Annotated in this window: 9 protein-coding genes and 1 tRNA gene; 2 read left to right on the top strand and 8 right to left on the bottom strand. The window is 70.3% G+C overall.

Going from position 1 to position 10,538, the window contains the following annotated elements:
- Nucleotides 1-430: 430 nt before the first annotated feature.
- The 8 genes from ABDW21_RS14605 to ABDW21_RS14570 all read right to left on the bottom strand — a co-directional run bounded on the left by ABDW21_RS14605 (nucleotide 431) and on the right by ABDW21_RS14570 (nucleotide 9,982).
- Nucleotides 431-1,366 carry a Ppx/GppA phosphatase family protein gene (locus tag ABDW21_RS14605; protein ID WP_343602604.1) on the bottom strand — a complete coding sequence of 312 codons (936 nt, stop codon included), beginning with the start codon at nucleotides 1,364-1,366 and terminating at the stop codon, nucleotides 431-433.
- A 71-nt stretch (nucleotides 1,367-1,437) separates the two neighbouring features.
- Entirely contained in the window at nucleotides 1,438-1,929 is a 492-nt protein-coding gene (locus ABDW21_RS14600; protein ID WP_343602602.1) for a DUF501 domain-containing protein, read from the bottom strand.
- A complete protein-coding gene (locus ABDW21_RS14595) occupies nucleotides 1,922-2,536 on the bottom strand; it encodes a septum formation initiator family protein (RefSeq protein ID WP_343602600.1) in 615 nt (204 codons plus the stop codon). Before ABDW21_RS14595 ends, ABDW21_RS14600 begins: the two co-directional genes overlap by 8 nt.
- A 14-nt stretch (nucleotides 2,537-2,550) precedes the next feature.
- The gene (gene eno / locus ABDW21_RS14590; protein WP_343602598.1) at nucleotides 2,551-3,840 is read right to left on the bottom strand and encodes a phosphopyruvate hydratase; all 1,290 of its coding nucleotides are present in this window, start codon (nucleotides 3,838-3,840) and stop codon (nucleotides 2,551-2,553) included.
- Nucleotides 3,841-3,892: 52 nt separating this feature from the next.
- Nucleotides 3,893-4,624, bottom strand: a complete 732-nt coding sequence (locus ABDW21_RS14585) for a lytic murein transglycosylase (RefSeq protein ID WP_343602597.1) — start codon at nucleotides 4,622-4,624, stop codon at nucleotides 3,893-3,895.
- A gap of 113 nt (nucleotides 4,625-4,737) precedes the next feature.
- Nucleotides 4,738-5,685 (bottom strand): nucleoside triphosphate pyrophosphohydrolase, encoded by a 948-nt coding sequence (locus ABDW21_RS14580; RefSeq protein WP_343602595.1) that lies wholly within the window; start codon nucleotides 5,683-5,685, stop codon nucleotides 4,738-4,740.
- Nucleotides 5,682-9,332, bottom strand: coding sequence for a transcription-repair coupling factor (gene mfd, locus ABDW21_RS14575; protein WP_343602594.1), 3,651 nt, complete (start codon nucleotides 9,330-9,332; stop codon nucleotides 5,682-5,684). The genes ABDW21_RS14580 and mfd overlap by 4 nt, the downstream gene beginning before the upstream one ends.
- A gap of 56 nt (nucleotides 9,333-9,388) precedes the next feature.
- Nucleotides 9,389-9,982: a TetR/AcrR family transcriptional regulator gene (locus ABDW21_RS14570; RefSeq protein ID WP_343602605.1), complete on the bottom strand. Its 594-nt coding sequence runs from the start codon at nucleotides 9,980-9,982 to the stop codon at nucleotides 9,389-9,391.
- Nucleotides 9,983-10,076: 94 nt separating this feature from the next.
- Between ABDW21_RS14570 and ABDW21_RS14565 the strand changes: the two genes are divergently transcribed.
- Together ABDW21_RS14565 and ABDW21_RS14560 are read left to right on the top strand one after the other, a co-directional pair.
- Nucleotides 10,077-10,148, top strand: a tRNA-Gln gene (locus ABDW21_RS14565).
- A 128-nt stretch (nucleotides 10,149-10,276) separates the two neighbouring features.
- A partial coding sequence (locus ABDW21_RS14560; RefSeq protein WP_343710624.1) for an NTP transferase domain-containing protein occupies nucleotides 10,277-10,538 on the top strand: 262 nt, incomplete at its 3' end.

Genomic DNA, 10,538 nt, shown 5'->3' with positions numbered 1-10,538 from the left:
CTGAGGTCCCGACCGCCACCCCAGGTCCCGACCGCCACCCAGGGCATTGTCGCGGCGCCGTGCACCCGAAGACCTCCCGATCCCAATATTGCTGTCTGGTCACATCAGCAACACCGGTCTCTGGAAGAGGCGATGTGCGCCGTGCCCGCCTCTGCGCGACAACCACATTCGCAGCACCGCGCTACCAGAATTGTCGCTCAGAGCCGGGCACCTCGGGTGCCGACCGGCGCAGGGACGCCGGTGGCAGTTGTGACCAACGCGACGTGGCCGCCCCCGGTGTGCACCAATGTGAGCCACGTCGGGACCGGCCCGCCCGGGGCGATCATCCCCCGGGGCCACCATCCCCCGGGGCCATCATCCCCAGGGCCCACCCCTCTGTGACGTTGTCGCTGTGAGGCGGGCACATCGTGCATTCCCTCGGTGCGGTGACTCATGGGGCAGATGTGGCGATCGACAGCGCGATGCCGTCGAGGATGTCGTGCTCGCTGACCACCAACTCGTCGATACCGGCCCGCTCGCGCAGCGCCACCGCCAACTCCTCGACGATGATCGCCCCGGCGCCGATCACGTCCGCACGGCCTGGGTGCATCGGGCCCAGCGCGGCACGCTGCGCGCCGGTCATGCGGATCAACCCGTCGCACACGTCCAACAGCCGATCGATGCAGACGCGCGAAAGATGAATGGCCGCAGCGTCATACGCCGGCAGATCCTGCGCCAGCGCTGCGATCGTGGTCATTGTGCCGGCCACACCCACCCAGGTGCGGGCCCGCGCCACCGGGACGGCCCGCAGGGCTTCGTCGAGCCGCGCACGCACCACCGCACGCGCATCGGCCACCTCGTTGGCGGTCGGCGGGTCGGTGTGCAGGCACCGCTCGGTCACCCGCACGCAGCCGATGTCGGCCGAAAAACTCGCCGTCACCGCCGAATTGCCCAGCACGATCTCGGTGGACCCGCCGCCCAGGTCAACGACCACGAAAGGTGCACCAGCACTGTCCAATTCCCCGACCGCGCCGCGGAACGACAGTTCAGCCTCCTGAGCGCCGGTGACCACTTCGGCGCTCACACCCAGCACCTCGGCCGTCATCGCGAAAAACACGTCGCGGTTGGCTGCGTCGCGGGCGGCCGACGTGGCGACCATCCGCACCCGCTCGACACCGTTTGCCGCACACAAGGCGGCATAGTCGGCCAGCGCAACCCGGGTGCGCTGCAGCGCCTCGGCCGCGAACCGGCCGGTAGCGTCGACGCCCTGCCCCAGCCGCACGATCCGCATCTCGCGGTGCACATCGCGCAGCCTCCCGTCGACCGAGTCGGCGATCAGCAACCGAATCGAGTTGGTACCGCAATCAATTGCCGCGACCCTAGTCACTTGCGCCGCTCTCCCCCGCAAGCGGGCGGTACCCCCACCTCATCGCTGCGCTGTGCATCGTCGCCGGCGCGTCATGCCCACTCCCCCCGCACCAGGATGCCGGCCGTCGACGGATCACCGGCCAGCACCGCCAACGCCTCGTCGCCGAGCGGGTTCACCCCGCGGCCCTTGGCCAGCGAGTGCGCGATCAGCACGTGCAGGCACTTGACCCGGTCCGGCATGCCGCCGGCGGACACCGAAGTGCCCAGCGGTTCGATCGCGTCCCGCTCGGCCAGATACGACTCGTGGGCTCGCCGGTAGGCGGCGGCGAGGTCGGGGTCCCGTCGCAGCCGCTCGGTCATCTCGGCCATCAGGCCTGCCGACTCCAGCCTGCCCGCCGCGACGGTTAGCACCGGGTGCGTCAGGTAGTACAACGTCGGAAACGGCGTCCCGTCAGGTAGTCTCGGCGCGGTCTTCACCACGCCCGGTTCGCCGTCGGGACAACGGTAGGCGATGCCGAGCACACCGCGCGGCTCACGGCCCAGCTGGCGCGCCACCGCGTCGAGGTCGGCACGGTCAACCACCGGGCGGCGGGGGTGGGACGGCGGCGGGCGGACCGTGCGGGGTGTCGGCGATGGTGCGCCACAGCGCCGTGTACCACGGATCGCCACTGGCTGTGATGCCGGCCTGCGAGCCGGGCTGCGCAGGCACCGCGGTCGTCGGCGGCAGCTGGACCTGGTAGGGGATGTCGCCGGGCTGGACGAACCCGAGCCGTTCGCGGGCCTGCGCCGCGATGTAGGCCGGATCGGCCAGCCGCGTCTTCTGCTGCTCGAGATCAGCGATCCGGTGCCGCAGCGCACGCTCCGACGCGGCCAGCTGCTTCATCTCTGTGCGCTGCGCGAAGTAGGTGCGGACAGGGCCCGCGATGGTCAGCGTCAACACACATACCACCGCCGCCAGGATGGCGGCGCGCCGCGCGGTCAGGCCGAGGCGCTGCTGGTCGCGCTGCTCGATCGACTCGGCGACGGCACGCTTGACGGTCTCCACGGACTCCGGCTGTGCCCGCGCGCCGTCGGATCCCCGCCGGCCCGCCGCCGACCTGCGCGGGCGGCCCCGGGCCGCATCCCCGGCCCGGCTCGGCCGCGACGCCGGTGGGCGCCGCTTAGGATCCGACCGTTTGGGTTCGGGCATCGTAATCGGCTGCGCTACTTGGGTTCCAGTGCAAACCGAGGGAACGCCAGGTCGCCGGCGTAGCGGGCGGCGTCGCCCAGTGCCTCCTCGATGCGCAGTAGCTGGTTGTATTTGGCGACGCGCTCGCTGCGGGCCGGTGCGCCCGTCTTGATCTGCCCGCACCCCGCCGCCACCGCCAGGTCGGCGATCGTGGTGTCCTCCGTCTCGCCGCTGCGATGGCTCATCATCGTGCGGTATCCGCTGTGGTGCGCCAGCGCCACCGCGTCGAGGGTCTCGGTCAACGTACCGATCTGATTCACCTTGACCAGCAACGCGTTTGCCACACCCTTATCGATACCCTCTTCCAGCCGTTCGGGATTGGTGACGAAGATGTCGTCACCGACGATCTGCACCCGGTCCCCGAGCGCGGTCGTCAATGACACCCAGCCGTCCCAATCATCCTCGGCGAGCGGGTCTTCGATGGACACCAGCGGATAGGCGTCCAGCAGCCCGGCGTAGAAGTCGGCCATCTGGCCCGCGGTCAGCGTCTTGCTCTCGAATCCGTAACCGGCTCCCGCGGTGTAGAACTCGGTCGCCGCCGCGTCGAGAGCCAACGCCACGTCGGCGCCGAGCGTGAAACCCGCCGACTCAACCGCCGCACCGATCACGTCCAGCGCTGCCGCGGTGCCGGGCACGTCGGGAGCGAACCCGCCCTCGTCGCCCAGGCCGGTGGACAGGCCCTGCTTCTTCAGCTCCGACTTGAGGGCGTGGTATACCTCCGCCCCCCACCGCAGTGCCTCGGCGAAGTTCGGCGCCCCGATCGGCGCCACCATGAACTCCTGGATGTCCACGCCGGTGTCGGCGTGCACGCCGCCGTTGAGGATGTTCATCATCGGCACCGGCAGAATGTGCGCGTTGGACCCGCCGACATAGCGGAACAGCGGCAACCCGGCCGAGTCGGCGGCAGCCTTGGCCACCGCCAGGGACACGCCCAGGATCGAGTTGGCGCCCAGCCGGGACTTGTCCGGGGTGCCGTCCAGGTCCACCAGGGCCTGGTCGACCAGCCGCTGGTCGTCGGCGTTCAGCCCGATGACGGCCGGTGCGATCTCGTCGAGCACGACCTGCACGGCCTTCTTGACGCCCTTGCCGGCGTAGCGGTCGCCGCCGTCGCGCAGCTCGACCGCCTCGTGCTCGCCGGTGGACGCCCCGGAGGGCACCGCCGCCCTGGCGAACGTCCCGTCGACCAGAGCAACCTCCACCTCGACGGTCGGGTTGCCGCGCGAATCGAGGATCTCGCGGGCTCCGACCTGCTCGATTATCGGCACTGGGTTTCTCCTTGCTTCGTCGGCTGCGCTGCGGTCCTAGCCTAGAGCCTGTTCACAGCGGGTGACCCGCCGCGTACGCGGTGGCCCAGTCGCGCACGGCGCGCGCGTACGGTTCGGAATTGTTGTAGGCCCGCAACGCGGTGATCCATCCGATCGGTGTCGTGAGATCCTTTCCACGCCAGCACAAGTAGCCCGCCGCGGACAACGCCGCATCGTCGATGTTGTCGACGCTGACGACTCCGTCGTTGTTGGCGTCGACCCCGTACAGCCGCCACGTCTGGGGAATGAACTGCATCGGGCCCATCGCCCGGACAGCCGGGGAATCGCCACCCATGCCGCCCGCGTCGCTCTCGACGATACGCAACGTGCCGCCGGTGCCGTCCAGGCGCACGCCGCGAATCGGTGGGCGCACGTCGCCGTTGGGTGCGATGGTGGCGTGCCGGTAGGTGCCGTGATGGCTCTCGATCTCACCGATGCCGGCCAGCGTCGTCCAGGACAGATGGCAGTGGGGATTCTCCACCTCCGCGACGCGCGCCGCGTAGGCATACGCCTCCAGCGCGACGACCGGGATGCCCAGCTTCGGGGCCCGCTCGGCCGCCCACCGATACAGCTGATCGGCGGGCCGGCCCCTGGCGTGCGTGTTCACCGGCGGCACCGGATCGCCCGCGGGCGGCGGCACGCCCCTGGGTATCGGCGTGCCCAGTTGCCAGGTGCAACTCGCCGCCAGGATGAGCGCCGTCGCACCAATGACGGCGATCGTCTGCAGCCAACGCAGCGGCGCCACAGAACTCCCTCGGCTCGCTCGAACCACGTCCTTGCGACCATCGTCCCACGCAAACCGGCCAGGTCGCGGGGTAACCGCAACCCCATCCGGCATACCCCGTTCAGCCGGGTTGGCTAACATCCGCTGGTCGGCCAGTGAGCACGCCACTGCGACTCGGTGAACGCACCGGACGGGCCGGCGTCGAGTTCCCGGGGAACGCCGGATCCGCGGCGCTCGGCGGCGATCGCCTTCTCCGCGGCTCGAAAGGTGTCCATGAATTCCAGGACAGCCGCCCGCAAATCGGTTTCGGGGTCGCTGTCAATCCTCACGCGCACCGAGGTGACGGTGTCCGGGATCAGGTCTTCTGGAAGCCCGGCCTGGCCGGCTCGCGCAATCACCTTCTGGGCCAGAGCCAACGCCGGTGCGGAGACCGCGACGTCGTCCATGACCGAATCCAGCAACCTCGCCTTCTTTTCGCGGGCTTTGCGCTCCGCCCACTGAGCCAGCTGCTGCTCGAGCGAAACCGATTCGCCGGCAAGGACTCCCGGGATCCGATTGCCCAGTTTGCGCATCAGCGTGTCGGCGACGTCGTCGATGGTGAACGGTTGCGCCGCTGCGTCTTCGGCGATGCGGGCGTGAAAAAGCACCTGCAGCAGAATGTCTCCGATCTCTTCGCGCAGCGCGTCCGCGTCACCGCTGCGGACGGCGTCGAAAAGCTCGTAGGTCTCCTCCACCAGGAACCGGTGCAGGGAGTCGTGGGTCTGTCTGCTTTCCCACGGGCCGTCGGTGCGCAGCGTGTCCATCATCGCGACCGCGTCGACCAGCCGTTGGCCGCGCGCCGGGTCCGGCGCGCGGATCAGCCGCTCACCCGCGGCCAGCCGCGCCGCGACCGCCGGGTGCCCGGGGTCCGAGGACAGCAGCACCGGGGCGTCGTCGCCGATGTGCGCCGGGCGCGCCGCGGGCAGCGACCACGGCACCGCGACCGGCATCTCCTCGGTATAGGCGACTTCGCCGGTGAGCAATCCGATCGCTGCCACCGGAATCAGCGAAGGGCGGCGCGGATCGACCAGGACGACAGTCATGCGCCTCGCTCCCGTCTGCTCGCCCCCACGTCGACGGCGGCCATGTCGAGATCTCCCTGCGGTTTCCCGTGCAGCGCCGCCACCAGGTCAGCCACCATCTGCACCAGTTCGAGGTCCCGGATCCGGGGTGCGCCCACGCCGCCGGCGCGCGGGATCGGGACCTGCACCGTCGACGTGGTGGCGCGGTATCGGGCACCCGGATACATCCGCGCCAGGCGGACCTGGGCCGAGTCCGGCAGGGTCAGCGGTGACAGCCGCAAGGTGGACGCGGACACTGCGTTCACTTCGGTGATACCGGCCTCGCGGCAGCGCAACCGCAGCCGCGCCACCGCCACCAGCCGCCGGGCTGGTTCGGGCAGCGGGCCGTAGCGGTCGGTCAGCTCGTCCACGACAGCACTGACGCCGGCGTCGTCGCCGGCGGCGGCCAGGCGTCGATAGCCCTCCAGCCGCAGCCGGTCGCTGGGAATGTAGTCCGGCGGCAGGTGCGCATCGACCGGCAGGTCGATGCGCACCTCCTTGGGCTCCTCGGGGCTGGTGACGGTGGTGCCGTCGGCGGCGGCCCGGTACGCCGCCCGATACCCCTCCAGAGCCTCGCCGACCAGCCGCATGTACAGGTCGAAGCCCACCCCGGCGACGTGCCCGGACTGCTCCACGCCCAGCACGTTGCCGGCGCCGCGGATCTCCAGGTCCTTCAGCGCGACCGCCATACCGGCGCCCAGCTCGTTGTTCTGCGCGATGGTGGCCAGCCGGTCGTGGGCGGTCTCGGTCAGCGGGGCGTGCGGCGCATAGAGGAAGTAGGCGTAGCCCCGCTCTCGGCTGCGGCCGACCCGGCCGCGCAGCTGGTGCAGCTGGGACAGCCCGAAGGTGTCGGCGCGCTCGACGATCAGCGTGTTGGCGTTGGAGATGTCCAGGCCGGTCTCCACGATCGTGGTGCACACCAGAACGTCGTAGTCGCGGTTCCAGAATCCTTCGACGGTGCGTTCCAGCAGGTCCTCGGGCATTTGTCCGTGCGCGACGACGACGCGGGCTTCGGGCACCAGGGCCCGCACCCGCGCGGCGGCGTCGTCGATGGAGCTGACCCGGTTGTGCACGTAGAAGGCCTGCCCGTCGCGCAGCAACTCACGTCGCAGCGCCGCGGCGATCTGCTTGTCGTCGTGCGGGCCGACGTAGGTCAGCACCGGGTAGCGCTCCTCGGGCGGGGTGAGGATCGTCGACATCTCCCGGATGCCGGCCAGGCTCATCTCCAGCGTGCGCGGAATCGGGGTGGCGCTCATGGTCAGCACGTCGACTTGGGTGCGCAGGCTCTTGATGTGCTCCTTGTGCTCGACGCCGAACCGCTGCTCCTCGTCGACGACCACCAGGCCCAGGTCTTTCCACCGCACTCCGGTCTGCAGCAGCCGGTGGGTGCCGATCACGATGTCCACGCTGCCGTCGGCCATCCCGTCGAGCACCGTGCGGGACTCGGTGGCGTCGGTGAACCGCGACAGCCCCCTGATGCTCACCGGGAAGCCGGCCATCCGCTCGGCGAAGGTCTGCAGATGCTGGTCCGCCAACAGCGTGGTGGGCACCAGCACGGCGACCTGCTTGCCGTCCTGCACCGCCTTGAACGCCGCCCGCACCGCGATCTCCGTTTTGCCGTAGCCGACGTCGCCGCAGATCACCCGGTCCATCGGCACCGGTTTCTCCATGTCGGCCTTCACCTCGGTGATCGCGGTGAGCTGGTCGACGGTCTCGGTGAACCCGAACGCATCCTCCAGCTCGGCCTGCCAGGGGGTGTCCGGGCTGAACGCGTAGCCCGCGGTGGCCTGCCGCTTAGCGTAGAGCGCCACCAGTTCGCCGGCGATCTCCCGGACGGCTTTGCGGGCCCTGGTCTTGGTGGTGGCCCAGTCGCTGCCGCCGAGCCGGGACAGCGCCGGGGCCTGCCCGCCGACGTAGCGCGACAGCTGGTCCAGTGAGTCCATCGGCACGTAGAGCTTGTCGGCCGCTTGCACTCGTTTGCCGGATGCGTACTCCAGCACCAGGTATTCGCGCCGGGCCCCGCCGACGATGCGCTCGGTCATCGCCACGAACCGCCCGATGCCGTGCTGGTCGTGCACCACCAGGTCGCCGGCGGTCAACGCCAGCGGGTCCACGGTGTTGCGCCGCTTGGCGGCCAGCCGTTTGCCGTCGGGACCCGACACCCGGTTGCCGGTCAGGTCGGTCTCGGTGACGACGACGAGGTTCGCGCCGGGAACGATCACGCCGTCGTGCAGCGGGCCTTTGAGCACCCCGACGACACCTTGCCCGGGCGCTGCGCCGGGCTCCAACATCGTTGCGGGCGTGTCGGATTCGGCAAGCTGCTCGACCACCCGGTGCGCGGTCCCGGTCCCGGGTGCGACGACGGCGGCGTACCCGCCGCTCATCACGTGCGCACGCAGCATCGCGAAGATGCCGTCGATGTCGACGGCGCCCTGCCGCCCGCGGGCCGACGGCGTCGCGCGGACGTCGAGTTCGACCGCCGACTCGCCGGACAGCTGGGACAGCGTCCACCACGGATGCCCGGACTGCCGTGCCGCAGCCCGCACCTCGTCGAACTCGACGAACCCCGAGCCGCCGAGCTGCTCCACGTCGATCGGCGCGTCCGAACCCAGCGCGGCCACCGACCAGGACGCCTCGGCGAACTCGCGGCCGGTGGTGATCAGGTCCGCCGCGCGGGTGCGGACCTTTTCCGGGTCGCAGACCAGCACCGGGGTGCCCTCGGCCAGGTGGTCGGTCAGCAGCGCGAGCTCGCCGGGCCGCAGCACCGGCAACAGCGCCTCCATGCCGTCGACCGGAATGCCTTCGGCGAGTTTGGCCAGCATGTCGGCCACCGCGTTGTCCCGATCCCCCGCCCCCAGCTCGGCCGCCCGCGCCCGCACCTCTCCGGTGAGCAGCAGTTCCCGGCACGGCACCGCCACCAGCGTCGCCACGCCGATCTCGGGGATAGTTCGCTGGTCGGCCACCGAGAACATCCTCATCTCGGCGACCTCGTCGCCCCAGAACTCGACGCGAACCGGGTGCTCGGCGGTCGGGGCGAAGACGTCCAGGATGCCGCCGCGGACCGCGAACTCACCGCGCCGGCCGACCATGTCGACCCGGGTGTAGGCCAGCTCGACCAGCCGGGCGATCACGTCGGCGAACCCGACCTCGTCGCCGACGGCCAGCGTCAGCGGCTCGACGTGGCCCAGTCGCGGCGTCATCGGTTGCAGCAGCGAGCGCACCGCGGTGACCACCACCCGCAGCGGCGGGCCCAGCCTGGTGTCGTCGGGGTGAGCCAGCCGGCGCAGCAGCAGTAGCCGGGCGCCGACGGTGTCGACGCCCGGCGAGAGCCGTTCGTGCGGCAGCGTTTCCCAGGACGGGAACATCGCGGCCGCGTCGCCGAAGACGCCGCGCAGCTCGGCGGTCAGGTCGTCGGCTTCCCGGCCGGTGGCGGTGACCACCAGCAGCGGGCCCACGCGGGCCAGCGCGCTGGTGACGAACAGCCGCGCGCTGGCCGGTCCGACCAGCGTCAACTCGTCGGGCCGATCAGCGGCACGCTCGGTGAGCCCGGAGAGTGTGGATGCCGTCAGCGCGAATTCGACGAGCCCCGCGATCGGGGTGTCTGGGGATGCCGGCCCCGCTGCGGTCATGATGCGGCTATTCTATGCGGCGCCGGCAGCACTGTGAAAAGCGTTGCTGCCACTCGTTATTCGTCCTGCAGCCGCGGATCGGCCTCCAGGTGGGTCAAGCCGTTCCACACCAGGTTGACCAGGTGTGCGGCGACCACTTCCTTTTTGGGTTCGCGCACGTCGAGCCACCACTGCGCCGTCATCGACACCGAACCGACCAGGGCCTGGGCGTAGAGCGGGGCCAGGTCGGGGTCCAGGCCGCGGCGGGCGAAGTCGCCGGCCAGGATCGAGCTGACCTGGCTGACGGCGTCGTTGAGCAGGCTGGAGTAGGTGCCGGAGCTGATCGACGCCGGCGAGTCGCGGGTCATGATCCGGAAGCCGTCGGTGCGCTCCTCGACGTAGGTCAGCAGCGCCAGGGCCACCCGCTCGACGCGCACCCGGGAGCGGTTGTTGGTCAGCGACGAGGTGATGCCGTCCAGCAACGCCGACATCTCCCGGTCGACGACGACGGCGTACAGGCCCTCCTTGCCGCCGAAATGCTCGTAGACGACCGGTTTGGACACGTTGGCGCGCTGCGCGATCTCCTCGATGGAGGTGCCGTCGTAGCCGCGCTCGGCGAATAGCGACCGCGCGATGCCGATGAGCTGCTGCCGGCGTTCGCTGCCGGTCATCCGGGCGCGCGGCGCCCGCACCTCCTTGTCCGCAACTGCCACGGAGTACAGGGTATCGGGCTGCACTAGAGTCACAGGCGCGTTGGGCAACCAATCCGTCGTGGTGTAATCGGCAGCACATCAGATTTTGGTTCTGAGAGTTCAGGTTCGAGTCCTGGCGACGGAGCTCGGCGTTTGCTGTACCTTTTCCACCGCGCTTTTGCCCCGAGCGTGCGGATAATGACACGCTGAACGGCGTGTCGGCGGACAAACACGCACACTCGCGGCGAAGAGGTGCATAGAAGAGGTGCATAGATGACGGCTCACGGTGAGACAGCGGTCCTGGTCCTGGCGGCGGGGGCCGGAACCCGGATGCGCTCGGACGTCCCCAAGGTGCTGCACACCATCGGCGGGCGCAGCATGCTGGCGCATTGCCTGCACGCGGTCGCCAAGCTGGCGCCGCAACACCTGGTGGTGGTGCTGGGCCGGGACCGCGACCTCGTCGCGCCGGTCGTCGCCGAGCTGGCCGACACCCTCGGGCGTCCCATCGACATCGCGATGCAGGACCGCCAGCTCG

It is taken from the genome of Mycobacterium sp. (genome assembly GCF_039583805.1).
In the GTDB taxonomy this organism is placed as follows: Bacteria; Actinomycetota; Actinomycetes; order Mycobacteriales; family Mycobacteriaceae; genus Mycobacterium.
Note: the sequence above shows the minus strand (reverse complement) of the source record. Positions and strands in the feature narration are given on the sequence as shown.